Source organism: Paracoccus sp. ME4, from assembly GCF_046736325.1.
In the GTDB taxonomy this organism is placed as follows: Bacteria; Pseudomonadota; Alphaproteobacteria; order Rhodobacterales; family Rhodobacteraceae; genus Paracoccus.
Map to the genome: position 1 here is coordinate 1,202,169 of NZ_CP151276.1, position 23,900 is coordinate 1,226,068.

A 23,900-nucleotide genomic window follows, 5' to 3' on the forward strand; every position below is an offset into this window, starting at 1 on the left:
CCGGTCGCATCGCGGCAACGGGGCGGTGAGTGTCACCGCTGCGGAACGGCCGCTTTCCTGGCACGCCCCGCGCCGGAAATGGGTGAGGACCGCGGCAGGTCTCCTGGCTTGCGGGTCGATGCTTGGGCCGGCCTTCCCGGAGCAGGCTCCAGTGGCATGATCGGCCCGCGCTCTCCGCTTACAGTTGCGGGGGCAGCCCCGGCCTGACCCGCGGGCGGGCGCACCGGAATTCCCTTTCAATCCGGCAAGCCGGAACCGTGGCGGCGTCCTTGTGACGCATGGGGTGCCGCGCTGTCAAGCGTCAAGGCCCGCTCACTTCCAGCGGCGGTGGACCCAGAACCACTGGTCCATGTGGCGCCGGACCTGCTGTTCCAGATCGTCGTTCAGCGCCTGCATCATCGCGCGGGCGTCGTCATGGGCGATGGGGCTGCCGACATGGACGCGGAAGGAGAGCCCGTCCGGCTGGCGGATGCCCGCGACCGGCACCAGCAGCGCGTCATAGCGGCGGGCCAGGTCCGCGGGCGTCAGCACGGTCCGCGTGGGCAGGTCGAAGAAGCGCAGCTCGGCCCCCTCGCGGTCGAACTGGTCGAAGCCCAGGGCCAGCCAGCCACCGCCCTTGAGGAACCGCAGCATCGCGGCCAGACCCGACCGGCCGCGCGGGAACAGGGGTTCCGCGATGGCGGTGATGGCGGGGACGTAATGGCGGTTGAACGCCTCGTTGTTCATCGGGCGATAGAGCGCGCCGACCGGCCAACCGCGCGCCGACAGCGCCGCGCGCATGGCGTCGTAATTGCCGAAATGCGCGCAGGCCAGGATCACCGGGCGATGGCTGTCGAAGGCCGCCTCCAGCGCGGCCAGGCCCGGCCCCTCCAGCGGATCGGCGCGGCGGATGCGGTCGGTGAACTCGTCGCCCGAATAGATCTCGGCCAGGGACCGGCCGGCATTGTCGGGCACCGCGCGGACCAGCGCCTCGATCTCGGCCGGGGGGAGGTCTGGGCGCGCCAGGGCCAGGTTGTCGCGGATGCGCCGCCGCCAGCCCGCCACCGGGGCGATCAGATGCGCGAAGACCCAGCCCATCGCCGGGATGCGGCGGTGATAGGGCAGCATCCGCGCCAGCCCCATGATCGCCAGGAAGGCGCCGTTGGCCAGCCGGTCGCTCAGCGTGGTTCGGTCGTCGCGCATGGTGCCTCCCTGGCGGCGCGGGCCTCGCGGGACCAGACGTACAGTCCGGCCGCCACGATAATCGCCGCCCCCGCGATGGTCCAGCCGTCCGGCAGCTGGCCGAAGAACAGCCAGCCCCACAGCCCCGCCCAGATCAGCCCGGTATAGCCGAAGGGGGCCAGGGCGCCGGCCTCGGCCGCGCTGAAGGCCTTGACCAGCAGATACTGGCTGGCGGTGCCGAACAGCGCCAGCGCCGCAAAGGCCCACAGATCGCCCGCGGCGATCGGCTGCCAGAACAGCGGCACCACGAGGGACGAGGCGATGCTGCCCACCACCGCCGACCACAGGACCGAGGTCGCCACCGAATCCGCGCGCACGATGCGCGTCAGCAGCGCGCCCGCCGCATAGGTGAAGGCCCCCGCCAGCGGCAGAAGCGCCGCGGGCTGGAACACCCCCATGCCGGGCCGGATGATCAGCAGCGCGCCGACCAGCGCGGCCGCGATGCCCGCCATGCGGCGCGGCCCGACGCGTTCGCCCAGAAACAGCGCACCGCCAAGCGTGATCAGGACCGGGTTCAGGTCCATGATCGCGGTCGCCTCGGCCAGGCCGATATATTGCAGCGATGTGAAGAACAGCCCCACCGAGCCCAGCTGCATGATCGCGCGCGCAAGCTGCGTCCCCGGCTGGCGCGTGCGCAGCAAGGGCAGCATCGCGCCGCGAAAGATAAGCGCGAAGATCAGCAGGTTGCCCACGAAGCGCGCCCAGACCACCTGCGCCGGGTGATAGGTCTGGGTCAGGTGCTTGGCCGTCGCGTCCATCAGCGTGAAGCCCAGGATCGCGGCCAGCAGCAGGGCGATGCCGCGCGCCTGGTCCGAACCGGGACGGCGCAACCCGTCCCGTTCGCGACCCATCAGCGCGAAGCCGCGCGCCAGGACGCGCATCAGCGGGCCGGTCGGGCCAGGGGCGCGGCGGCCGTCACAGAAGCGCTTTCGCGCGTTCCACGACCGCCTCGACCGTGATGCCGAACTCGGCATAGAGCTCGGGCGCGGGACCCGAGGCACCGAAGCCCTCCATGCCGACGAAGACCGAGCGCTCCTCCTGCCCGCGCTCGCCCAGCAGCAGCCAGTCCCAGGGCTGGCGCACGGCGGCCTCGATGGCGATGCGGACGGTGTTCGCGGGCAGGACCTCGGCGCGATAGGCCTTGTCTTGGTCGCGGAACAGCTCCATCGACGGGACCGAGACGACGCGGGTCGGAATGCCCTTGGCCTCCAGCGCGTCGCGGGCGGCGACGGCGATCTCGACCTCTGATCCGGTGGCCATCAGCACGACCTTGGGCGCGGCCGACCCCTCGCGCAGGACATAGGCGCCCTTGGCGGTGCGGTTCTCGGCCACGTCCTCGCGCAGCAGCGGCAGGTTCTGGCGCGACAGGGCCAGGACCGAGGGCGTCGCATCCTGCGACAGCGCGATCTCCCAGGCCTCGGCGGTCTCGATCTGGTCGCAGGGGCGGAAGGTCAGCGTGTTGGGCGTGGCGCGGCAGATCGCCAGATGCTCGACCGGCTGGTGGGTCGGGCCGTCCTCGCCCAGGCCGATGCTGTCATGGGTCATCACATAGACGACCGGCAGGCCCATCAGCGCCGACAGGCGCATCGCGCCGCGCGCATAGTCGGTGAAGGTCAGGAACGTCCCGCCATAGGGGCGGAAGCCGCCATGCAGCCAGATGCCGTTCATCGCCGCCGCCATGCCGTGTTCGCGGATGCCGTAATGCAGATAGCGGCCCATGCGGTTGCCCGCGTCGAAGATGCCTTGGCCGCCGGTCTTGGTGTTGTTCGACCCGGTCAGGTCGGCCGATCCGCCGAAGTTCTCCGGCATCTCGGCATTCAGAACCTCCAGCACGTTCTCGGAGGCCTTGCGGGTGGCGACCTTGGGCTTGGCCTCCAGCGTCTGGACCTTGAAGGCGTCGATGATCGCGTTCAGGCGCGGGTTGGCCTCCGATCCGATGCGGCGCGCGAAATCGTTACGGGCCGCGTCGTCCAGCCCGTCCACGCGGTCGTTCCAGGCGGCGCGGGCGGTCGCGCCGCGCTGGCCGATGGCGTGCCATTCGGCGCGGATGTCTTCGGGGATCACGAAGGGCTCGTGGCTCCAGCCATAGGCGGCGCGGGTCGCGGCGATCTCATCCTTGCCCAGGGGCGAGCCGTGGGCCTTGCTGCTGTCGGCCTTGTTCGGCGCGCCGAAGCCGATGATCGTCTTGCAGTCGACCAGGGTCGGGCGGCCGTCATCTTGCGCGGCCAGGGTCAGGGCGCGGTCGATGTCGGCGGCGTCATGGCCGTCGCAGGACAGCACGCGCCAGCCCGCGGCGGCAAAGCGCGCATGCTGGTCGGTCGCGTCCGACAGGCTGACGCGGCCGTCGATGGTGATGTCGTTGTTGTCCCACAGCACGATCAGCCGGCCCAGCTTCTGGTGCCCGGCCAGGGCTATGGCCTCGTGGCTGATCCCCTCCATCAGGCAGCCGTCGCCGGCGATGACCCAGGTGCGGTGGTCGCACAGATCGGCCCCGAACTCGGCCCGCATCGCCTCCTCGGCGATGGCGAAGCCCACGGCGGTGGCGATGCCCTGGCCCAGGGGGCCGGTGGTGGTCTCGACCCCCTCGACATGGCCGTATTCCGGATGGCCCGCGGTGATCGCGCCCAGCTGGCGGAAGTTGCGGACCTGCTCCAGCGTCATCTGCTCATAGCCGGTCAGGTGCAGCAGGCTGTAGATCAGCATGGAGCCGTGGCCCGCCGACAGGATGAACCGGTCCCGGTCGAACCAGTGCGGCGCGCTGGCGTCGAACTTCAGGTGGTTGCGGAACAGCACGGTCGCCACGTCCGCCATGCCCATCGGCATGCCGGGATGGCCGGAATTGGCGGCCTCGACCGCGTCCATGGACAGCACGCGGATCGCGCTGGCCAGGTTCCAGTGGGCGGGGTCGGCGGTGCGACGGGCGGCGATGTCCATGGGGGATTCCTTGCAGCGCTTGGGGTTGGCGCGTTGTTAGGCCGAGGCAAAGGCGGTTGCAAGCCGCCGCGCCTCAGGGCAGGGCTGCGGGCGCCAGGGGGCGGATGCGCAGGCGGGTGATGCGGTTCTCGCGCCGCGTGACGACCTCGAAGCGGTATCCCGCAAAGCTGAACACCTGACCCTGTTCCGGGATCGACTGCGCCATGTGGATCACCAGGCCCGCGATGGTGTTGGCCTCGTCGTCGGGCAGGTCCCAGTCCAGCTGGCGGTTCAGGTCGCGGATGGTCATGCCGCCCTCGACCAGATAGTCGCCCTGGGGGTTGGGCTTCAGCGTCTGATCCTCTTCGGTGTCATGCTCGTCGGCGATCTCTCCGACGATCTCCTCGATGATGTCCTCCAGCGTGATCAGGCCGCGCAAGGACCCGTATTCGTCCACGACCAGCGCGAAATGCGTCCGCCGCTTCAGGAATTCGCGCATCTGCTCGTCCAGGGCGCTGGTCTCGGGGACGAAATAGGGCGGCATCATCACCGCGGCCAGATCGAAATGGCGCGCGGCCCCGGCATCGCCCGCCTCGCGCACGGCGCGGTTCACGGCGCGCAGCAGGTCCTTGGCGTGAATCACGCCGATGATGTTCTCGCGCTCGTCGCGATAGACGGGCAGGCGGGTATGGGGGCTGGCCAGGACCTGCTCTAGGATCTTGGCCGGGGGCAGGTCGCCGTCGATCATCTGCACCTCGGATCGGTGGCGCATGATCTCCTCGACGGTGCGGTTGCCCAGATCCAGCGCGCCCAGCAGGCGGTCGCGGTCCTCCTTGTTCACCGCGCCCTGGGCGTGGCCGATCGAGAGCGCGCCCTCGATCTCCTCCTCCAGCGAGAACATGTGCTTGTCCGGGTCGGTCTTCAGCCCGGCCAGCGACAGCATGCCTCCCACGATCAGCCGCACCACGGTCACGATGGGGGCCAGCACCACGGTCAGCAGGCGGATGGGCCGCGCGACCAGGCTTGCGACCTTCTCGGGGGCCGAGATCGCATAGGTCTTGGGCATGACCTCGGAGAAGATCAGCACCAGCACCGTCATCACCAGCGTGGCGATGGCGACGCCGCCGCTGCCCAGCAGGCGGGTGAACAGCGCGGTGGCTAGGCTGGCGGCCAGGATGTTCACCACGTTGTTGCCCAGAAGGATCGCGCCGATCAGCTTCTCGCTGTCGGCGGTGACACGGACGGCGGCTGCGGCCCCGCTGTCGCCGCGGTCCGCGCGGGCGCGCAGCTTGGCCTTGCTGGAGGCGGTCAGGGCGGTTTCCGACCCCGAGAAGAAGGCCGACAGCAGCAGGCAGACCAGGATCGCGCCGATGGTCACGAGGGCCGCGAAATCGAGGGCGGAGAGGATGTCGGTCATGTAGTCCCGTCAGGTTGAGGAGGCTGGCACGGGCGGATGGGGACGCGCCAGGGGATGATGGTTCAGAACCAGCTCGCGCATGCGATGGTTCAGCACATGGGTATAGATTTCGGTGGTGCCCAGATCGGCATGACCCAGCAGCATCTGGATGCTGCGCAGATCGGCGCCCCCCTCCAGGAGGTGGGTGGCGAAGGCGTGGCGGATGACATGCGGCGTGACGCGGGTCGGATCGATCCCCGCCGCGACCGCCATCTGGCCCAGAAGCCGTGAGACGCCCTGCCGCGGCAGGTGCCCCGCAGCCCCCGGCGCGGGGAACAGCCACCGACCGCCCTTGCCTGCCAGCAGCCGCGCCAGGAGGCTGCCCTCGGGGGCGGCGTCGCGCAGCGCCAGCCAGTCGCGCAGCGCCCGCCGCGCCGGACCGCCCAGGGGGACCATGCGGTCCTTGTTGCCCTTGCCGCGGATGACCAGCACCGCCGGATCGCCCCGGCAGCCTGCGACCGGCAGCTCGACCAGTTCCGAGACGCGCATGCCGGTGGCATAGAGCAGCTCGATCAGGCACAGGTTGCGCGCCCGGTCGGCCGGGTTGCGCCCGATGGCGGGGGCCGCGTCCAGAAGGCCCTGGATCTCCTCGCGCGACAGCGTGCGGGGGATGCGCTTGGCCCGGCCCGGTCCCGCGATGCGGATGGCCGGATCGTCGCCGCGCCAGCCCTCCTCTAGCGCGAATCGCGTGAACTGCCGGATCGAGGACAGTCGTCGCGCGCGGGTCGCCCGCGACAGGCCCTGCGCGTCGCAATGGGCCAGGTAATCCTCGACCAGCGGGCGGGTCAGTGCGGCCAGCGTCAGCGCCCGCCGCGCCAGCCAGTCCGACATGTCGCGCAGATCGCGCCCGTAAGCCAGCAGCGTGTTGCGCGCCGCCCCCGATTCCGCGGCCTGGGCGTCCAGAAAGGCGCTGATCGCGTTGTGATCGGCGCTCATTGCGGGGCCGTCATCTGCGGCAGCAGGACGACCTGCGCCTGCGCGCGGTCGGCGTCGCGGTCCAGGCCCAGGGCGCGCAGCATCGCGATGCCGCGGCCCGCGCGCGCCAGGTCGCCCTCGATCGCGGCGTCGATGTCGGCCATGGCGGTCAGCAGCGCCTCGCCCCGCCGGGTCTCGGGCACGGGGGGGACGGGGGCCTCCATCGCGGGGTCGGGGGCGGGCACGGTCGCATCGGCAAGGCCGGACCAGGCGCGCAGCAGCTCGGCCACGCGGCCGGCCTCGGGGTCGGGGATCGCGGCGGGCATGTCGGCCGCGACCATCGCGGCCAAGAGATCGGCCATGCCGGCGGCGCGGAACTCGTCGAAGGCGCGGGGCAGGGCCTGGGTCAGGTCGCCCCCCGCCAGCGCGGCCTCCAGCGTGCGCATGACCCCCGCCCGCTCCCACACGCCGCCCGATGCGGCGGGGCGCTGTTCGCCATAGACTTGGCGCAGCGTCGCTGCGGGCAGGGCTCCGGTACGCGCCAGCCGTTCCGCGGCCTCCAGCCGGGCCTTGAACCCGCTGTTCAGCCGCAGGTCCGATTGCGCGAAGGCTACCGGCAGCGTCAGCGTGGGCAGGGGCTGGCCCACGGCCTCGTGGATGCGGAATTCCAGCGGGCTGAGGCGTTCGGCTGGCTCCAGCAGCTCGGTCCCGTCCACGAAGGCGTCGTCCAGGAAATGCGTCATCAGCACGGCCTGGCGTTCGTCGATCAGGCCCAGGGTCTCGGCGCCGTGCAGGCTGACGGCGGCCGCGGCCCAGTCCCCGGTCTGCGCCAGGCAGAAGATCCGCGCCGCAAAGCTGGGCGCGATGCCGGGCGTGCCGTTCATGATCGCGCAGGCGCGACCCTCGTCGCCCTCCAGCAAGGCGATGTCGAACATGCGGCGAAAGATCTCGGGCTGGCCGGGACCGGCGGCGACCAGCAGGGCCTGCGCCTCGTCCAGCGCGCCCATGTCCAGAAGGCGGTCGGCGCGGGCCAGGAACAGCTGGCCGCGCGCGCCCTGCCCGCCGGTGGGCGGGGCCAGCTGCGCGGTCAGCACCCGGCGCAGCAGCGCCTGCATCGCCTCCAGGCGCGCGGGCGTGGCCAGCACCATCGGCGCCAGCACCGCCGGATCGCTGCCGGACCACAGATCGGCCGGCAGGCCGGCGCGGCGCGGGCTCTGGATGCCGGTATGGTCGGGATCGCCCTCGTCCAGGCGGCTGACCTGCACGGGACCCACCGCGCCGCTGGTGGCGACGGGCTGGGGCCGGGCGTCGGGGCGGGGCGGGGGCGCGTCGCCCGGCCGCCAGGCCGAGCTTTCGCGCACCGGCCCGCGCACGCTGCCCGACAGCCAGTCGCTGGCCGACAGGGGCTGCTGCTGCGCGGCGGCCGGACCCGCCAGCAGCGCCAGCGTCACGGCCAGCGCCGCCCAGGGGCCGCTGTCAGCCACCCGAGGCCTCGGTCGGTTCCGCGGCGGGAGCGGGGGTCGCTGTGTCGGCTGCGGGCGCGTCCATCTGCAGCGGCGTGCGCACCTCGCGGCGGTTGGGGGCCATGTCGCCGAAATAGGCATAGCCCGCCAGGCCGATCAGCCCCGCCAGAATCAGCACCACCAGCAGTTTCAACATCCGCATTCGATTCGCCTTTGCTCGACCGTGTCTTGTTGTGTCATGGCCGGTCTGAAGCCGGCCCAAGGCGAATATATATGGCAATTTCCGAAAGATCACGTCATTCAGTCAGCCGATTGACGGGGGGCCGGATGACACAGGTGCTGACGCGCCATATCGTGCTGATCGGAATGATGGGGGCGGGCAAGACCGCCATCGGGTCGGAGCTGGCGCGCCGCCTGCGCGTGCCCTTCACCGATTCCGATGCCGAGATCGAGGCGGCCGCCGCCATGACGATCAGCGAGATTTTCGCCCGCGACGGCGAGGCGTTCTTTCGCGCGCGCGAGGCGCAGGTGCTGGCGCGGCTATTGGCGGGGCCGCCCTGCGTGATCTCCACCGGGGGCGGCGCCTGGATGCGCCCCGAGAACCGCGCGGCCATCGCCGCGCGGGGCCTGTCCGTCTGGCTGAACTGTGCGCCCGAGACGCTCTGGGCGCGGGTGCGGCAGCGTCCGACGCGGCCGCTGCTGCAGACCGCCGACCCAAAGGGCACGCTGCTGCGGCTTCTGGCCGAGCGCAGCCCCGTCTATGCGCTGGCCGACATGGAGTTCGTGTCCCGCGCGGGCGACAGCATCGAGGCGACCGCCCTGCGGTTGCTGGACGAGCTGGGCGCCGCCCATCCCACGCTGATGCAGGAGAGACCATGACCGATCCGGTGACCGTGACCGTGCCCCTGGGCGACCGGGCCTATGAGGTGCGCATCGGGCAGGGGCTGCTGGCCGATGCGGGCCGGCATGTCGCGCCCCTGCTGGCGCGGCCGCGCGTGGCGATCGTCACCGACGAGGTCGTCGCGCGCCTGCACCTGCCCGCGCTTGAGGCGGCGCTGCGCGCGGAGGGGATCGCCTGCGAGGCGCTGGTCCTGCCCGCGGGCGAGGGCACCAAGAGCTGGCCGCAGCTGACCCGCTGCGTCGAATGGCTGCTGGAGCGGCAGGTGGAGCGGCGTGACGTCGTGCTGGCCCTGGGGGGCGGCGTGATCGGCGACCTGGTGGGCTTTGCCGTGGCGATCCTGCGGCGCGGCGTGCGCTTCGTGCAGCTGCCCACCACGCTTCTGGCGCAGGTCGACAGCAGCGTGGGCGGCAAGACCGGCATCAACAGCCCCCATGGCAAGAACCTGATCGGGGCGTTCCACCAGCCGTCGCTGGTCCTGGCCGATATCGACGTGCTGGACACGCTGAGCCCGCGCGACTTCCTGTCGGGCTATGGCGAGGTGGTGAAATACGGGCTGTTGGGGGATGCGGATTTCTTCGGCTGGCTGGAGGCGCACGGGCCGGACCTCGCCCGCGACGCGGGCCTGCGCCAGCGGGCGGTCGCGCATTCGGTGGCCATGAAGGCCGGCATCGTCACCCGCGACGAGACCGAGCAGGGCGAGCGCGCGCTGCTGAACCTGGGCCACACCTTCGGCCATGCGCTGGAATCGGCCACGGGCTATTCCGACCGGCTGCTGCATGGCGAGGGGGTGGCGATCGGCTGTGCGCTGGCCTTCGATCTGTCGGCGCGCATGGGGCTGTGCCCGCAGGAGGAGCCGAGCCGGGTCCTGGCGCATCTGCGCGCGATGGGCATGCCCGCGCGGCTGTCGGACATTCCGGGCGTGTTGCCGGACGATGCGGCGCTGATCGCGCTGATGGGGCAGGACAAGAAGGTCGTGGACGGGCGGCTGCGCTTCGTCCTGGCGCGCGGGATCGGCGCGGCCTTCGTCAGCGACGCGGTGGAGGACGCGACCCTGACCCGGGTGCTGGCCGACGCGCGGCACTGAGCGCCGTCCCGGCCCGGAAAGCCGCGCCGCCCCCCATCGAGGGGGACGCCGCGGCTGGCTGTCGCCGGAGCGGCCTCAGGCGGCGCGGCGGGGTGAGAGCATCGCCTCGACCATGCGGTCGGCCACCCGCGCGGGCAGGTCGCCGCTTGCGGTGGCGCGGGTCAGCATCTCGTCCACGCGGCCGGCGATGGCGGTCAGGCGCTCCAGCCGCCAGGCGTCGGGATGGCCGTGGATCTCGCTGGCGACGCTGATGATGCCGCCCGCGTTCACGACATAGTCGGGCAGGTAGGTCACGCCGCGCGCGGCCAGGATGCCTGCCACGCCGTCATCGGCCAGTTGGTTGTTCGCCGCCCCGCAGACCAGCCGCGCGGTCAGCGCCTGCGCGGTCGTCTCGGTCAGGACGCCGCCGAGCGCGCAGGGCGCGAAGATGTCGATCTGCTGATCGAAGACCGCGTCGGGCGCACAGACCGTGGCGCCCAGCTGATCCTGCGCGTCGCGCAGCGCGGCCTGGTTGATGTCGGTCACGATCAGCTGCGCCCCGGCCGCGGCCAGCTTGTCGGCCAGCGAGCGGCCGACATGGCCCAGACCCTGCACCAGCACCCGCCGCCCCGTCAGGTCGTCGCTGCCGAGCGCGTGGCGCGCGCCGACCGTCAGGCAGCGGAACACGCCTTCGGCGGTCCAGGGCGAGGGGTCGCCCGAGGCGCCCGACAGGCCCACGGCAAAGCGCGTCGCCTGCGCCGCATGGGCCATGTCCTCGGGCGAGATGCCCACGTCCTCGGCCGTCCAGTAGGTGCCGCCGAGCGCGTCCACCGCCTCGCCGAAGGCGCGCATCATCGCGGGCGTCTTGTCGCGGCGCGCATCGCCGATGATGACCGCCTTGCCGCCGCCGAGGCCCAGACCCGCCATCGCGTTCTTGTAGGTCATGCCGCGGGCCAGGCGCGTCACGTCGTGGATCGCGGCCGCGTCGTCGGCATAGTCCCACATCCGGCATCCGCCCGCCGCCGGCCCCAGCACGGTCGAATGCAGGCAGATCAGCGCGCGCAGCCCCGCCTGCGGGGCCTCGGCCAGCACCAGGCGCTCATAGCCCGGCGGGGGGGTCAGATCGGTCAGTGTCAGGGTCATGGCGAGTGCCTTCCTGTTGGTCCGCGCGGATCAGCCGCGCCAAGGATCAGCCCAGAAAGACCCGCCGCGCATGCTTTGCAAGCGCGGGATCATTCGCAAAGCGCGGGCCCTCCGCCGCGCAACTTGCCGCAAGGTCGGACGGGGCGGGCCGAAAGATCGCACCACGAAAAAGGGCGGCCCGAGGGGCCGCCCGTCGCAGGTGATTCGCCGATGCGATCAGAACGGGATCTCGTCGTCGTAATCCGCGCGGCCGCCGCCCTGCGGCGCACCGCCGCCACCGCGCGAGGACGAGCCGCCGCCCTGGTTGTACTCGTCATAGCCGCCGCTGTCGCGGCCACCCCCGCCCATGCCGCCGCCACCCATGCCGCCGCCACCCATGCCGCCGCCGCCACCGCTGGCGCCGTCCAGCATGGTCAGCGTGCCGCCGATGCCGCGCAGGACCACTTCGGTGGAATAGCGGTCCTGGCCGGACTGGTCCTGCCACTTGCGGGTCTCCAGCGCGCCTTCGACATAGACCTTGCTGCCCTTCTTCAGATAGCGCTCGACCACGCCGACCAGACCTTCGTTGAAGATGGCCACGGTGTGCCACTCGGTGCGCTCCTTGCGCTCTCCGGTGGTGCGGTCCTTCCAGGTCTCGGAGGTGGCGATGCGCAGGTTCGCGACCTTGCCGCCGTTCTGAAAGCTGCGGATTTCCGGGTCGCGGCCCAGATTGCCGACCAGGATGACCTTGTTGACGCTGCCAGCCATGTGCGGGCTCCTTGGGTTATGTCGATTTCCATCGGGTCTAGCCCAGCCCGCCGGTGGAAGCCAAGCAGGAAGTCGCGCAGCACCAACCCGCAGCTTTCCGATGGCCGGTTTTGATGTATAGTCACGCCAAAGACGGCGCCCGGCGCCGAACGAAGAACGAGGGCGGACATCATGCGGATCACCCATTCCCTGGCGGCTTCGCTGTGCGCGGCGGTCGTGCTGGCCCTGGGGGCCCCGACCGAGGTCGGCGCGCAGGGGCTGCGCCTTTCGGGAAGCTCCTCCAAGTCGCGGGCCGAACAGTTCGCCCGACAGACCCGGCTGATGGATTCGCGGCTGTCGACACAGTATCAGTCCTCAGCCCGGCTGCAGCCCAATGCGGGCCGGCAGGAGATCGTGCTGGAGAGCGCGCCGAACATCCCGCGCTATACCGGGCGGCGCAGCGAATACCTGCCCCATGCGCGCCAGGCAGCACAACGCCACGGCATCCCCGAGGACCTGTTCCTGAGGCTGGTCCAGCAGGAATCGGGCTGGAACCCCAATGCGCGCAGCCACAAGGGCGCGATGGGTCTGGCGCAGCTGATGCCGGGCACGGCGGCCAAGCTGGGCGTGAACCCCAACGACCCGATCCAGAACCTGAACGGCGGGGCGCGTTATCTGCGGATGATGTACAACCAGTTCGGCAACTGGACCTTGGCGCTGGCGGCCTACAATGCGGGACCGGGGGCGGTGCAGAAGCATGGCGGCGTCCCGCCCTATCGCGAGACGCGGAACTATGTCCGCATCATCGCCGGGGGCTGACCCCCCGGCGTGCAGACCGGACGGGGCCTCAGGCCCGCAGCCCGGTCACGCGCAGCAGGCCGCGCCGCCGCGCCTCGTAGTAATAGCCCCGCGAATACCAGCTGATCGCCCCGTCGGCGTCGCCATCCGCGACGATCCAGGCGCCGCGCAGGTATTTCACGCCAAAGCGCAGGTTGGTGTCCGCATCCAGAAGCTCGGAGGCCGGGCCGCGATGGCCCATGGTCCGGGCGGTGGTCGGGTTGATCTGCATCAGCCCGTAATAGGAGCCGTTGCGGGCATCCGGGCGGTGGCTCGATTCGCGCAGGATCACCCGCTGGACAAGGCTGTTGGGCACCTGATAGTGGCGCGACCAGTAGTTGATGCGCTGGCGCAGCTCGGGCGTCTCGTTCGGATAGAGGCCGCTGCCGCCGATGCGGCCGTTGCCGCCCGACGATCCGCGCCCGCCGCCGCAGGCCGCGACGGCGAGAGCCGCGAGCAACAGCCCGCGCCGCGGCAGGGTCAGGGCGGCGTGCGCCGCCCCATCCGCCCCGACGTCACGCATGGATCGCCCCGTCGCCGCAGGCCAGCGCCGCCTCGCGCACGGCTTCCGACACGGTCGGATGCGCATGGCAGGTCAGCGCCAGGTCCTCGGCCGAGGCGCCGAACTCCATCGCCACGCAGACCTCGTGAATCAGGTCGCCCGCCGACGGGCCGATGATGTGGCAGCCCAGGATCCGGTCGGTCTCGGCATCGGCGATCAGCTTGACGAAACCCTCGCCCAGGAACTGCGCCTTGGCGCGGGCATTGCCCATGAAGGGGAACTTGCCGATCTTGACCTTGCGCCCGCCCTCCTTGGCCTGCTCCTCGGTCAGGCCGACATTGGCGACCTCGGGGGTGGTGTAGATCACGCCGGGGATGACGCCATAGTTCACATGACCATGCCTGCCGGCGATGACCTCGGCCACCGCCATGCCCTCGTCCTCGGCCTTGTGGGCCAGCATCGGGCCGGGCACCGCGTCGCCGATGGCATAGACGCCCTTGACGCTGGTCGCCCAGTGATCGTCGATCTTGACGAAGCCGCGATCGGTCATGGTCACGCCAAGCGCGTCGAGACCCAAGCCCTCCACATGCGGGCGGCGGCCCGTCGCGACCAGGACCACGTCGGCGGTCAGGCTGTGGGTGCTGTCGTCCTTCTTCAGCGCATAGGTGACGGTGGCCTGGCCGTCCTTGGCCTCGGCCGACTGCACGGCGGCGCCCATGACGAAGGACAGGCCCTGCTTGACCAGCATCTTCTGGAACTGCTTCTGGATTTCGCCGTCCATGCCGGGGGTGATGACGTCGAGGTATTCGACCACCGTCACCTCGGCGCCGAGGCGGGCATAGACCGAGCCCAGCTCCAGCCCGATGACGCCTGCGCCGATCACGACCATGGATTTCGGGATCCTGGGCAGGGCCAGCGCGCCGGTGGAATCGACGATGACGCCCGCGTCGTTGTCGACGCTCACGCCCTTCAGCGCGGCGGGGGAGGAGCCGGTGGCGATGACAATGTTCTTCGTCTCATGGACCGTGTCGCCGACCTTGACCTGGCCTGCGGCGGGGATGGAGGCCCAGCCCTTGATCCAGTCGATCTTGTTCTTCTTGAACAGGAATTCGATGCCCTTGGTGTTGCCGGTGACCGTCTCGGCCTTGTAGCCCTGCATCTTCTGCCAATCGACGGTCACTTCGGGGGCGATCAGGCCCATCTTCTCGAAGTTCTCATGCGCCTCGTGCAGCATGTGGGTGCCGTGCAGCAGCGCCTTGGAGGGGATGCAGCCCACGTTCAGGCAGGTGCCGCCAAGCGTCTCGCGGCCCTCGACGCAGGCCACCTTGAGGCCCAGCTGGGCGGCGCGGATGGCGCAGACATAGCCGCCGGGGCCGGCGCCGATCACGATGAGATCATACATGGCAGTTCCTTTAGATCAGGCCGCAGAGGCGGGGGCTTCGCGCCCCCGCACCCCCGCGGGATATTTTCATGAAGAAGAGATCAGGGCGGAGAGGATCATCAGAACGGTCGCCGCAAAGCCGATGATCCAGATGATCGAGCGGCCCGGCACCCAGCCCCGCACATAGGCGGGGATGTACAGGATGCGGGCGGCCACATAGGTCCAGGCGCAGATCGCGGTCAGCGTGCCGGATGCGTCGCCAAGCGTGACCACGACCACCGCCAGGGTGAACATGATCAGGCCTTCGAAATGGTTATTGAAGGCGCGCTGGAGGCGGCCCGCGGTCCCGGTCAACTCGACCTTGCCGCCGTCGCGCGGGCTCATGGCGGCGCGGCGGCCGACCTGGCGCTGCGCCATCACGGAATAGGTCGCGAACTGTGCGGTCTGGATCAGGCCGGCGACGGCCAGGGCTGCGACCTCGGGGGGCATCAGACGGTGTCCACGAAATGCGCGTCGGTGGCGGTGACGCCGGCCTGGGCCGCGAAGACCGCTGCCGCGCCGTCCAGATAGTCGCGGGCGGCCTTGGGGTTGCCGACCTGGAACAGCGCCCAGGAATGACCGTCATCCTCGCGCCACAGCTGCAGCTGGGTCAGGCCGTTGCGGCCCCGATCCTCGGCATCGGCGTCGAAGGCCGTGCGGAAGGCGGCGGCGTCGGCATGGGTGTAGCGGACGATCAGTTGCATGGGTCAGGCTCCGGTTCGTGACGGCCCAGCTTTGGTCCTGCGCCGCCGGGAGTGCAAGCCCGTGGCGCGAGAGGGGCCCCGAAGGGCCCCCGGCGGGATCAGAGATCCATCAGCAGGCGGCGCGGATCCTCCAGCGCTTCCTTGACGCGGACCAGGAAGGTCACGGCGCCCTTGCCGTCGACAATCCGGTGGTCATAGGACAGCGCCAGATACATCATCGGGCGGATGACGATCTGACCGCCGACGACCACGGGACGCTCCTGGATCTTGTGCATGCCCAGGATGCCCGACTGCGGGGGGTTCAGGATCGGCGAGGACATCAGCGAGCCGTAGACGCCGCCGTTCGAGATGGTGAAGGTGCCGCCCTGCATCTCGGCCATGGACAGCTTGCCGTCGCGGCCCTTCAGGCCCAGCTCGCCGATCTCCTTCTCGATCGCGGCAAAGCCCTTCTGGTCGGCGTCGCGGACGACCGGCACGACCAGACCCGAAGGCGTGCCCACCGCGACGCCCATGTTGACGTAGTTCTTGTAGACCACGTCGGTGCCGTCGATCTCGGCATTGACCTCGGGGACTTCCTTCAGCGCGTGGCAGCAGGCCTTCACGAAGAAGGACATGAAGCCCAGCTTGACCTTATGCTTCTTCTCGAAGGCGTCCTTGTACTCGTTGCGCAGACCCATGATCGCGGACATGTCGACCTCGTTGTAGGTCGTCAGCATCGCGGCGGTATTCTGCGCGTCCTTCAGGCGGCGGGCGATGGTCTGGCGCAGGCGGGTCATCTTGACCCGCTCCTCGCGCGCGGCATCCTCGGCCGTGCGGGGGGCGGCGGGGGCCTTCGCGGCGGGCGCGGGGGCCGCCTTGGCCTTCGCCACGTCCTCCTTCATCACGCGGCCATCGCGGCCCGAACCCTGGATCTGGTCGCGGCTGACGCCCTTCTCGGCCATGGCCTTCTTGGCCGAGGGCGCATCCTCGACGTCGCGCGGCTTGGTCTCCTCGGGGCCGGCATTCGGCAGGACGGTCTCCTGCGCGTCCGAGGCCTTGGGCGCGGCGGTGCCGGCGGCACCCTCGGTGATGATCGCCAGACGCGCCTTGGCGTCGACGGTCGCGCCTTCCTCGGCCAGGATCTCGGCCAGGACGCCCGCGGCGGGGGCCGGGACCTCGACCGAGACCTTGTCGGTCTCCAGCTCGCACAGCATCTCGTCGGCCTCGACGCGGTCGCCCGGCTTCTTGAACCAGGTGGCGACGGTCGCCTCGGTCACGCTTTCGCCCAGGGACGGGACCATCACGTCCACGGAATTGCCGCTCATTGTCTTCTGTTCCTCGGTCTTGTCGGCCGGTGCTTCGGCCTTGGCAGGTTTGGGGGCGGGGGCGGCGGCTTCGCCACCCTCGCTGATCTGGGCCAGCAGCGCGTCGGGGCCGACCGTCTCGCCTTCGGCTGCAACGATCTCGGCCAGGGTGCCGGCGGCGGGGCTGGGCACCTCGACGGTGACCTTGTCGGTCTCCAGCTCGCACAGCATCTCGTCGACCTCGACGCGGTCTCCGGGCTTCTTGAACCAGGTGGCGATCGTGGCCTCGGTGACGGATTCGCCCAGGGCGGGCACGCGGACTTCGGTGGTCATCGGATCATCCTTCAAGGTTCAGGGCAGAGGCGACCAGCGCCTCCTGTTCGGCCTTGTGGCGCGAGGCCAGGCCCGTGGCGACCGAGGCCGCGGCGTTGCGGCCCGCATAGCGCGCGCGGGTGTGCTTGGCGCCAAGCCGCTCCAGCACCCATTCCAGATAGGGCTCGACGAAGCTCCAGCCGCCCTGGTTCTTGGGCTCCTCCTGGCACCAGACGACCTCGGCCTGCTTGAAGCGGCCCAGCTCCTTGACCATCGACTGTGCCGGGAAGGGATAGAACTGCTCCAAGCGCAGCAGATAGGTGTCGGTGATCCCGGCCTCGTCGCGCGCCTTCAGCAGGTCGTAATAGACCTTGCCCGAACAGATGACGACGCGCTTGATCTGCTCGTCGGCCACCAAGGTGGTCGGCGATCCGCCGCGTTCGGCATCGTCCCACAGCACGCGGTGGAAGGTCGAACCGGTCTGGAACTCCGCGGCGCGGCTGACGGCCAGGGGATGGCGCAGCAGCGACTTCGGCGTCATCAGCACCAGCGGCTTGCGGAAGCCGCGATGGATCTGGCGGCGCAGGATGTGGAAGTAGTTCGCAGGCGTGGTGCAGTTCGCGACGATCCAGTTGTCCTCGGCGCATTGCTGCAGGAACCGCTCCAGGCGGGCCGAGCTGTGCTCGGGGCCCTGACCCTCGAAGCCGTGCGGCAAGAGCATCACCAGGCCCGACATGCGCAGCCATTTCTTCTCGCCCGAGGAGATGAACTGGTCGAACATGATCTGCGCGCCGTTGGCGAAGTCGCCGAACTGCGCCTCCCAAAGGGTCAGCGTGTTGGGCTCGGCCAGCGAATAGCCGTATTCAAAGCCCAGCACCGCGTATTCCGACAGCATGCTGTCGATGACCTCGTAGCGGGCCTGACCCTCGGTGATGTTGTTCAGCGGGTAATAGCGGTCCTCGGTCTTCTGGTCGATGAAGGCCGAATGACGCTGGCTGAAGGTGCCGCGGGTGCTGTCCTGGCCCGCCAGGCGCACGCCGTGCCCCTCGGTGACCAGCGATCCGAAGGCCAGCGCCTCGGCGGTGGCCCAGTCGAAGCCCTCGCCGGTCTCGAACATCTGCTTCTTGGCCTCGATCAGGCGGCCCACGGTCTTGTGCAGGCTCAGTCCCTCAGGGACGGTGGTCAGCGCGCGGCCGACCTGGGTCATCACCTCGGGGGCGATGCCGGTCTCACCGGCGATGTAGTCCGCGCCCTCGCGGTCCAGACCCGACCACTTGCCGTCCAGCCAGTCGGCCTTGTTCGGCTTGTAGCTTTTCCCGATCTCGAACTCCTCGTTCAGATGGGCCTGGAAGGCGGCCTTCATGTCCTCGATCTCGCCCTCGGGGATCAGCCCGTCGGCGACCAGACGCTCGGTGTAAAGCTGCAGCGTGGTCTTCTGCGCCTTGATCTTGGTGTACATCGCCGGGTTCGTGAACATCGGCTCGTCGCCTTCGTTGTGACCGAAGCGGCGATAGCAGATGATGTCCAGGACGACGTCCTTCTTGAACTTCTGGCGGAACTCGGTCGCCACGCGGGCGGCGTGCACGACCGCCTCCGGATCGTCGCCGTTCACGTGGAAGATCGGCGCCTCGACCATCAGCGCGATGTCGGTCGGATAGGGCGAGGTGCGGCTGAAGGCCGGCGCGGTGGTGAAGCCGATCTGGTTGTTCACCACGATATGGATGCAGCCGCCCGTGCGGTGACCGCGGATGCCCGACAGCTGCAGGCATTCCGCGACGACCCCCTGGCCCGCGAAGGCCGCGTCGCCATGCAGCAGGATCGGCAGGACCGAGCTGCGGTCGGTCACGTCGCCCAGCTGGTCGCCCTTGGCGCGGGCCTTGCCCAGCACGACCGGGTTCACGGCCTCCAGGTGGCTGGGGTTGGCGGTCAGCGACAGGTGGACGGTGTTGCCGTCGAACTCGCGGTCGGCGCTGGCGCCCAGGTGGTATTTCACGTCGCCCGACCCGTCCACGTCCTCGGGTTTGAAGCTGCCGCCCTGGAACTCGTGGAAGATCGCGCGGTAGGGTTTCGACAGCACGTTGGCCAGGACCGACAGGCGGCCGCGGTGCGGCATGCCGAACACGATCTCCTTCACGCCAAGCGCGCCGCCGCGCTTGATGATCTGCTCCATCGCGGGGATCAGCGCCTCGCCGCCGTCCAGGCCGAAGCGCTTGGTGCCCATGTACTTGACGTGCAGGAACTTCTCGAAGCCCTCGGCCTCGACCAGCTTGTTCAGGATGGCGCGGCGGCCCTCACGGGTGAAGGCGATCTCCTTGCCGTAACCCTCGATCCGCTCCTTCAGCCAGGCGGCCTCCTCGGGGTTCGAGATGTGCATGTACTGCAGCGCGAAGGTGCCGCAATAGGTGCGCGTCATCAGGTCGGTGATCTGGCGGATCGAGGCGATCTCCAGGCCCAGCACGTTGTCGATGAAGATCGGCCGGTCCATGTCGCCGGGACCGAAGCCGTAGGTGGCCGGGTTCAGCTCGCCATGGTCGGGCACCTCGCGCAGGCCCAGGGGGTCCAACTGCGCGTGCAGGTGGCCGCGGATGCGGAAGGCGCGGATCAGCATCAGCGCCCGGATGCTGTCCAGCACGGCCTGACGCATCTGGTCGGTCGTCAGCGTGACGCCCTTCTCCTCGGCCTTGGCGGCGATCTTCTTCATCGCGGCATCGGCATCGCCCTTGGAGGCCGAGGGCCATTCGCCGGTCAGGGCGCTGGTCGTGTCGTCATGGGGGACCGGCGGCCAGTCGGCGCGCTTCCAGCTGGCGCCCTCGGCCTCGCGGACGGCCACGTCCTGATCGTCGCCGAGCGACCGGAAGAAGGCACCCCAGGCCTCGTCCACCGCCCCCGCATCCTTGGCCCACTGGCCATAGAGCTGCTCCACATAGGCCGCGTTATGGCCCTGCAGGAAGGAGGAGTCGTGGAAATCGGTGTTCTTTGGCTGGTCGGTCATGGCTGGTCCCCGTTCAGGGCAAATGGAAGGGTTGGGTCAGGCGCAGTAGATGTCGAAGATGCGGGCGCCGGGATCGGCGAATGAATCAAGCCGCGGCTGCTGCTGGATGCGCAGCGGCGCGCGACGTTCAAGGCCGCACAGCGCGACGGCCGCGCGGCTTTCGGCATTGGCGGGGGCGAAGGCCGGGCGATAGATCACCCGCCATCCGAAATCCCGCCGCGCCACGGTGCGCACCGATTCCGGCGGCAGGCTGCTGGCCTGATGCAGGTTGGTGCGGGCGGGGATGCCTCCGGGCAGGATGTCGGTCGTCATCCTGTCGCCGCAGGCGGCCAGACCCAGCAACGCGACAAGCGACAGAAGGCCCCGCGCGCGCGGTCCCGTCTGTCGGCCTGGCTGTGGCTGCTGGTCCAATCGGTATCCCCTTGGTCGATCCGCCCTCCGGTACTTGGGTGCCGGGGGGCGGCAAGTCAAATCATCAACCCTTGATCGCCTTCAGCACGGCCTCGCCCAGGCCCGCAGGGCTGTCGGCGACGATGATGCCGGCCTTCTTCATGGCCTCGATCTTGGATTCGGCGTCGCCCTTGCCGCCCGACACGATCGCGCCGGCATGGCCCATGCGGCGGCCCGGAGGGGCGGTGCGGCCCGCGATGAAGCCTGCGGTGGGCTTCCACTTGCCCTTGCGCTTCTGCTCGGCCAGGAACTCGGCGGCCTCTTCCTCGGCCGATCCGCCGATCTCGCCGATCATGATGATGGACTCGGTCTCCGGATCGTCCAGGAACATCTGCAGCACGTCGATATGCTCCATGCCCTTGATCGGGTCGCCGCCGATGCCGACCGCGCTGGACTGGCCCAGGCCCACGTCCGAGGTCTGCTTGACCGCCTCATAGGTCAGCGTGCCCGAGCGCGACACGACGCCCACGCTGCCGCGACGGAAGATGCTGCCCGGCATGATGCCGATCTTGCATTCGTCAGGCGTCATGATGCCCGGGCAGTTCGGCCCGATCAGGCGTGAGTTCGACCCCGCCAGGGCGCGCTTGACGCGCATCATGTCCAGGACCGGAATGCCTTCGGTGATGCAGACGATCAGCGGCACCTGGGCGTCGATGGCCTCCAGGATCGAATCCGCCGCGAAGGGGGGCGGCACATAGATCGCGCTGGCATTGGCGCCGGTTTTCGCGACGGCCTCATGAACCGAGTTGAAGACCGGCAGGCCCAGATGCTCGGACCCGCCCTTGCCGGGGGTCACGCCGCCGACCATCTGCGTGCCATAGGCAATCGCCTGTTCGGTGTGGAAGGTGCCTTGGGATCCGGTGATCCCCTGGCAGATGACTTTGGTATTCTTGTCGACGAGAACGGCCATCGTGGCCTCCTTGCGTGGGCGGTGCGCGACGCACCGCGATGTTCCAGAGGAGGGCGCGCGTGCCCCGCGCGCCCGGATGGATCAGCCCTTGACCGCTTTCACGATCTTCTCGGCGCCGTCCTTGAGGTCGTCGGCCGCGATCACGTTCAGGCCGCTGTTGGCAATGATCTCCTTGCCCAGGTCGACGTTCGTGCCTTCCAGGCGCACGACCAGCGGGACCTGCAGGCCGACCTCCTTCACGGCGGCGATGATGCCCTCCGCGATGATGTCGCAGCGCATGATGCCGCCGAAGATGTTGACCAGGATGCCTTTGACGTTCGGGTCCGAGGTGATGATCTTGAACGCCTCGGTGACCTTCTCCTTGGTGGCGCCGCCGCCGACATCCAGGAAGTTGGCCGGCTCGGCGCCGAACAGCTTGATGATGTCCATGGTCGCCATGGCCAGGCCCGCGCCGTTCACCATGCAGCCGATCTCGCCGTCCAGCGCGATGTAGTTCAGGTCGAACTTCGAGGCGGCCAGCTCCTTGCTGTCCTCCTCGGTCTCGTCGCGCAGCGCCATGATGTCGGGCTGACGATAGAGCGCGTTGTTGTCAAAGCCCATCTTGGCGTCCAGGCACTTGATCTGGCCTTCGGGCGTGACGATCAGCGGGTTGATCTCCAGCATCTCCATGTCCTTCTCGATGAACATGCGATACAGGTTCTTAACCAGCGCCACGCATTGCTTGACCTGCGCGCCTTCCAGGCCCAGGGCGAAGGCCACGCGGCGGCCGTGGAAGTCCGACAGGCCCGAGGCCGGATCGACACTGAAGCTGACGATCTTCTCGGGCGTGTGTTCGGCCACCTCCTCGATGTCCATGCCGCCCTCGGTGGAGGCCACGAAGCTCACGCGCGAGGTCTGGCGGTCCACCAGCAGCGCCAGATACAGCTCGCGCGCGATGTCGCTGCCGTCCTCGATATAGATGCGGTTGACCTGCTTGCCGGCCGGTCCGGTCTGATGCGTGACCAGGGTGCGGCCCAGCATCTGGCGGGTCAGCTCCTCGGCCTCCTCGACGGACTTGGCCAGGCGGACGCCGCCCTTCTCGCCGGCTTCGGCTTCCTTGAAGCTGCCCTTGCCGCGGCCGCCCGCATGGATCTGGGCCTTGACCACCCAGAGCGGGCCGTCCATCTCGCCGGCTGCGGTCTTGGCCTCATCGGCCTTCATCACGATGCGGCCATCGCTGACGGGTGCGCCGTACTGGCGCAGCAGCGCCTTGGCCTGGTATTCGTGGATGTTCATCTCGACCCCCTCGTTCGGTTCGACAGATTTGGGGGCCTTGTGCCACGCTGTCGCGGCACACAGAAACGAATTCCCCGTAAAATGCGCAAAACCGGCGGGAAGTCGCCGAATGTGATCACAGCTAGATTTGCCGTGATCACAAAGCCGCCGCGCCGATAGCGCAAGCAGCGCGATTCGACCGGGGCGTCAGTTCAGCAGCAGCATCGTCAGGCCCGCGCGCGCGCCCAGGCTGCCCAGGAACCGATCCCAATTGTCGCGCCCGACCGTCAGTCCGGGCCGGGCATAGGGCAGGGCGGCGCTGCCCTGTACCCAGTCCTCGACCTCGACCGGCGCGGGCTCGCGCAGCCACTGCGCCAGATCGACGCCATGGCCTGGCGCGAACCGCCAGTAGGGGATCAACATCTTCCCCTCCAGCGCCTGATCGACCTCGTCCAGGATGGCCAGCCACATGGGGCCGGTGCCGGGCGGCAGGGCAAAGCCCAGGGCGGCCTGCTGGGCGTCGTTCGGGATCCACTCGCGGTCGTTGTCGGTCTCGGCCGCGACTTCGGCCCAGAACAGGCGGTTCGCGGCCACCATGGCGCGCAGATGCTCGCCCGCGGCCTGGATCAGCGCCGGCTCGGGCTGCCGGCGCAGCGTCTGCAGCACCACGGCGATGCGGTCGACGATGGGTCCGAAGGCGCGGGCCTGCATGTCCATGTTGGGCGCGCGCGCCATCTGGCCGGGCGGTTCGGCGAACTGTTCGGCCAGCGCGGCCTCCAGCGCGATGCGCTGCGCCAGGGCGGGTTCGGGGTCGAAGGCCAGGATCAGCGACGCGACCCCCTCGATCAGATGGGTATAGGCGCGCAGCCAGTGGATGTCAGCGGCGTCGAATCGCACCTCTGCCGGGCCTTCGGGGAAGGGCAGGCCCGAGAGGGTCTGGATGTCCTCGCCCGGCCCGCGGCGGCCGTCGCCGTCAACGTCCAGCCACAACGCGCGCAGGTCCAGCACCAGCACGGCCGGATCGTCGGGCAGCGCCTCGCGCGTCCGCTGCATCGCGCCCGAGATGTCGCGCATGATCGCGTTCACGAAATCGGCCGTCATCGGCTGCGGGTCGGGATTGGGAGGCAGAGGCGCGCCCAGGAGCGGCAGGGGAAGCAGCGGCTCGGTCGCGCCGATCCGGTGGCGAGCCTGGAAGGCGGCCTCGATCCCGCCCAAGAAATGCGCGGCGGCCAGACCCAGGTCGCGGTCGGGCGAGGCGGGCTGCGCCTCCAGCGCGGCGCGGGCGGCGGCGGGGCCGTCGCGGGCGGTCAGCGCGCCCGCCTCCTGGGACCAGGCGGGGGTCGCGATCAGCGACAGGGCGGCAAGCAGGCGGAACATGGCGGACCCCGGAAAAAGGAAACGGCGCGCCGATCATGGCGCGCCGCTCCGGGATTTC

The 23,900-nt window shown here is 69.7% G+C and carries 22 protein-coding genes and 1 riboswitch; of the genes, 3 read left to right on the forward strand and 19 right to left on the reverse strand.

What is annotated here, in order from left to right:
• Positions 1-75: 75 nt before the first annotated feature.
• Positions 76-275: riboswitch (cobalamin riboswitch) on the reverse strand.
• Positions 276-312: 37 nt separating this feature from the next.
• The 7 genes from AACG61_RS06140 to AACG61_RS06170 all read right to left on the reverse strand — a co-directional run bounded on the left by AACG61_RS06140 (position 313) and on the right by AACG61_RS06170 (position 8,170).
• Positions 313-1,182 (reverse strand): lysophospholipid acyltransferase family protein, encoded by an 870-nt coding sequence (locus AACG61_RS06140; protein ID WP_411839116.1) that lies wholly within the window; start codon positions 1,180-1,182, stop codon positions 313-315.
• Complete coding sequence (locus AACG61_RS06145; protein WP_411839117.1) at positions 1,158-2,102, reverse strand: DMT family transporter; 945 nt, start codon at positions 2,100-2,102, stop codon at positions 1,158-1,160. The genes AACG61_RS06140 and AACG61_RS06145 overlap by 25 nt, the downstream gene beginning before the upstream one ends.
• Positions 2,103-2,136: 34 nt before the next feature.
• The gene (gene tkt, locus AACG61_RS06150) at positions 2,137-4,155 is read right to left on the reverse strand and encodes a transketolase (RefSeq protein ID WP_411839118.1); all 2,019 of its coding nucleotides are present in this window, start codon (positions 4,153-4,155) and stop codon (positions 2,137-2,139) included.
• 73 nt (positions 4,156-4,228) lie between these two features.
• Positions 4,229-5,551, reverse strand: a complete 1,323-nt coding sequence (locus tag AACG61_RS06155; protein WP_411839119.1) for an HlyC/CorC family transporter — start codon at positions 5,549-5,551, stop codon at positions 4,229-4,231.
• A gap of 9 nt (positions 5,552-5,560) precedes the next feature.
• Positions 5,561-6,526: a site-specific tyrosine recombinase XerD gene (locus tag AACG61_RS06160; protein WP_411839120.1), complete on the reverse strand. Its 966-nt coding sequence runs from the start codon at positions 6,524-6,526 to the stop codon at positions 5,561-5,563.
• Positions 6,523-7,989 carry a hypothetical protein gene (locus tag AACG61_RS06165; protein WP_411839121.1) on the reverse strand — a complete coding sequence of 489 codons (1,467 nt, stop codon included), beginning with the start codon at positions 7,987-7,989 and terminating at the stop codon, positions 6,523-6,525. The genes AACG61_RS06160 and AACG61_RS06165 overlap by 4 nt, the downstream gene beginning before the upstream one ends.
• Positions 7,982-8,170, reverse strand: a complete 189-nt coding sequence (locus AACG61_RS06170; RefSeq protein ID WP_411839122.1) for a hypothetical protein — start codon at positions 8,168-8,170, stop codon at positions 7,982-7,984. The genes AACG61_RS06165 and AACG61_RS06170 overlap by 8 nt, the downstream gene beginning before the upstream one ends.
• A gap of 125 nt (positions 8,171-8,295) precedes the next feature.
• Between AACG61_RS06170 and AACG61_RS06175 the strand changes: the two genes are divergently transcribed.
• Together AACG61_RS06175 and aroB are read left to right on the forward strand one after the other, a co-directional pair.
• Positions 8,296-8,847, forward strand: a complete 552-nt coding sequence (locus tag AACG61_RS06175) for a shikimate kinase (RefSeq protein ID WP_411839123.1) — start codon at positions 8,296-8,298, stop codon at positions 8,845-8,847.
• Positions 8,844-9,953, forward strand: a complete 1,110-nt coding sequence (gene aroB, locus AACG61_RS06180) for a 3-dehydroquinate synthase (protein WP_411839124.1) — start codon at positions 8,844-8,846, stop codon at positions 9,951-9,953. Before AACG61_RS06175 ends, aroB begins: the two co-directional genes overlap by 4 nt.
• A 75-nt stretch (positions 9,954-10,028) precedes the next feature.
• Here the strand turns inward: aroB and AACG61_RS06185 are convergent, their stop codons facing one another.
• Positions 10,029-11,075: a Leu/Phe/Val dehydrogenase gene (locus AACG61_RS06185; RefSeq protein ID WP_411839125.1), complete on the reverse strand. Its 1,047-nt coding sequence runs from the start codon at positions 11,073-11,075 to the stop codon at positions 10,029-10,031.
• Between the two features lie 216 nt (positions 11,076-11,291).
• Entirely contained in the window at positions 11,292-11,822 is a 531-nt protein-coding gene (gene ssb / locus AACG61_RS06190; RefSeq protein WP_411839126.1) for a single-stranded DNA-binding protein, read from the reverse strand.
• 171 nt (positions 11,823-11,993) lie between these two features.
• On the opposite strand from ssb, the gene AACG61_RS06195 reads away from it, so the two are divergent.
• Positions 11,994-12,620 (forward strand): lytic transglycosylase domain-containing protein, encoded by a 627-nt coding sequence (locus AACG61_RS06195; protein ID WP_411839127.1) that lies wholly within the window; start codon positions 11,994-11,996, stop codon positions 12,618-12,620.
• A 28-nt stretch (positions 12,621-12,648) separates the two neighbouring features.
• Here AACG61_RS06195 and AACG61_RS06200 read toward each other — a convergent pair whose 3' ends face one another.
• The 10 genes from AACG61_RS06200 to AACG61_RS06245 form a co-directional block, all read right to left on the reverse strand.
• Positions 12,649-13,161 carry a transglycosylase SLT domain-containing protein gene (locus tag AACG61_RS06200; RefSeq protein WP_411839128.1) on the reverse strand — a complete coding sequence of 171 codons (513 nt, stop codon included), beginning with the start codon at positions 13,159-13,161 and terminating at the stop codon, positions 12,649-12,651.
• Positions 13,154-14,542 (reverse strand): dihydrolipoyl dehydrogenase, encoded by a 1,389-nt coding sequence (lpdA, locus tag AACG61_RS06205; protein WP_411839129.1) that lies wholly within the window; start codon positions 14,540-14,542, stop codon positions 13,154-13,156. Before lpdA ends, AACG61_RS06200 begins: the two co-directional genes overlap by 8 nt.
• Positions 14,543-14,608: 66 nt before the next feature.
• Positions 14,609-15,010 carry an MAPEG family protein gene (locus AACG61_RS06210; RefSeq protein WP_411839130.1) on the reverse strand — a complete coding sequence of 134 codons (402 nt, stop codon included), beginning with the start codon at positions 15,008-15,010 and terminating at the stop codon, positions 14,609-14,611.
• Complete coding sequence (locus AACG61_RS06215) at positions 15,010-15,264, reverse strand: hypothetical protein (RefSeq protein WP_411839131.1); 255 nt, start codon at positions 15,262-15,264, stop codon at positions 15,010-15,012. The genes AACG61_RS06210 and AACG61_RS06215 overlap by 1 nt, the downstream gene beginning before the upstream one ends.
• A gap of 98 nt (positions 15,265-15,362) precedes the next feature.
• Complete coding sequence (gene odhB, locus AACG61_RS06220; RefSeq protein ID WP_411839132.1) at positions 15,363-16,880, reverse strand: 2-oxoglutarate dehydrogenase complex dihydrolipoyllysine-residue succinyltransferase; 1,518 nt, start codon at positions 16,878-16,880, stop codon at positions 15,363-15,365.
• A gap of 4 nt (positions 16,881-16,884) precedes the next feature.
• Positions 16,885-19,851, reverse strand: coding sequence for a 2-oxoglutarate dehydrogenase E1 component (locus AACG61_RS06225; RefSeq protein ID WP_411839133.1), 2,967 nt, complete (start codon positions 19,849-19,851; stop codon positions 16,885-16,887).
• Positions 19,852-19,887: 36 nt separating this feature from the next.
• Positions 19,888-20,163 carry a hypothetical protein gene (locus tag AACG61_RS06230; RefSeq protein WP_411839134.1) on the reverse strand — a complete coding sequence of 92 codons (276 nt, stop codon included), beginning with the start codon at positions 20,161-20,163 and terminating at the stop codon, positions 19,888-19,890.
• A 163-nt stretch (positions 20,164-20,326) separates the two neighbouring features.
• Positions 20,327-21,211: a succinate--CoA ligase subunit alpha gene (gene sucD / locus AACG61_RS06235; RefSeq protein ID WP_411839135.1), complete on the reverse strand. Its 885-nt coding sequence runs from the start codon at positions 21,209-21,211 to the stop codon at positions 20,327-20,329.
• An 81-nt stretch (positions 21,212-21,292) separates the two neighbouring features.
• On the reverse strand, positions 21,293-22,486 hold the full coding sequence (gene sucC / locus AACG61_RS06240; RefSeq protein WP_411839136.1) for an ADP-forming succinate--CoA ligase subunit beta: 1,194 nt from the start codon (positions 22,484-22,486) through the stop codon (positions 21,293-21,295).
• Positions 22,487-22,672: 186 nt separating this feature from the next.
• Entirely contained in the window at positions 22,673-23,842 is a 1,170-nt protein-coding gene (locus AACG61_RS06245) for a hypothetical protein (protein WP_411839137.1), read from the reverse strand.
• Between the last annotated feature and the right edge of the window lie 58 nt (positions 23,843-23,900).

Coding starts and splice junctions, on each gene's coding strand:
- tkt (WP_411839118.1), bottom strand. CDS start 4,155: ATGGACATCGCCGCCCGTCGCACCGCCGACCCCGCCCACTGGAACCTG.
- AACG61_RS06195 (WP_411839127.1), top strand. CDS start 11,994: ATGCGGATCACCCATTCCCTGGCGGCTTCGCTGTGCGCGGCGGTCGTG.
- AACG61_RS06145 (WP_411839117.1), bottom strand. CDS start 2,102: ATGCGCGTCCTGGCGCGCGGCTTCGCGCTGATGGGTCGCGAACGGGAC.
- AACG61_RS06200 (WP_411839128.1), bottom strand. CDS start 13,161: ATGCGTGACGTCGGGGCGGATGGGGCGGCGCACGCCGCCCTGACCCTG.
- AACG61_RS06210 (WP_411839130.1), bottom strand. CDS start 15,010: ATGCCCCCCGAGGTCGCAGCCCTGGCCGTCGCCGGCCTGATCCAGACC.
- AACG61_RS06185 (WP_411839125.1), bottom strand. CDS start 11,075: ATGACCCTGACACTGACCGATCTGACCCCCCCGCCGGGCTATGAGCGC.
- AACG61_RS06155 (WP_411839119.1), bottom strand. CDS start 5,551: ATGACCGACATCCTCTCCGCCCTCGATTTCGCGGCCCTCGTGACCATC.
- sucC (WP_411839136.1), bottom strand. CDS start 22,486: ATGAACATCCACGAATACCAGGCCAAGGCGCTGCTGCGCCAGTACGGC.
- AACG61_RS06170 (WP_411839122.1), bottom strand. CDS start 8,170: ATGCGGATGTTGAAACTGCTGGTGGTGCTGATTCTGGCGGGGCTGATC.
- AACG61_RS06140 (WP_411839116.1), bottom strand. CDS start 1,182: ATGCGCGACGACCGAACCACGCTGAGCGACCGGCTGGCCAACGGCGCC.
- AACG61_RS06230 (WP_411839134.1), bottom strand. CDS start 20,163: ATGACGACCGACATCCTGCCCGGAGGCATCCCCGCCCGCACCAACCTG.
- AACG61_RS06160 (WP_411839120.1), bottom strand. CDS start 6,526: ATGAGCGCCGATCACAACGCGATCAGCGCCTTTCTGGACGCCCAGGCC.
- sucD (WP_411839135.1), bottom strand. CDS start 21,211: ATGGCCGTTCTCGTCGACAAGAATACCAAAGTCATCTGCCAGGGGATC.
- AACG61_RS06175 (WP_411839123.1), top strand. CDS start 8,296: ATGACACAGGTGCTGACGCGCCATATCGTGCTGATCGGAATGATGGGG.
- ssb (WP_411839126.1), bottom strand. CDS start 11,822: ATGGCTGGCAGCGTCAACAAGGTCATCCTGGTCGGCAATCTGGGCCGC.
- AACG61_RS06215 (WP_411839131.1), bottom strand. CDS start 15,264: ATGCAACTGATCGTCCGCTACACCCATGCCGACGCCGCCGCCTTCCGC.
- odhB (WP_411839132.1), bottom strand. CDS start 16,880: ATGACCACCGAAGTCCGCGTGCCCGCCCTGGGCGAATCCGTCACCGAG.
- aroB (WP_411839124.1), top strand. CDS start 8,844: ATGACCGATCCGGTGACCGTGACCGTGCCCCTGGGCGACCGGGCCTAT.
- AACG61_RS06225 (WP_411839133.1), bottom strand. CDS start 19,851: ATGACCGACCAGCCAAAGAACACCGATTTCCACGACTCCTCCTTCCTG.
- lpdA (WP_411839129.1), bottom strand. CDS start 14,542: ATGTATGATCTCATCGTGATCGGCGCCGGCCCCGGCGGCTATGTCTGC.
- AACG61_RS06245 (WP_411839137.1), bottom strand. CDS start 23,842: ATGTTCCGCCTGCTTGCCGCCCTGTCGCTGATCGCGACCCCCGCCTGG.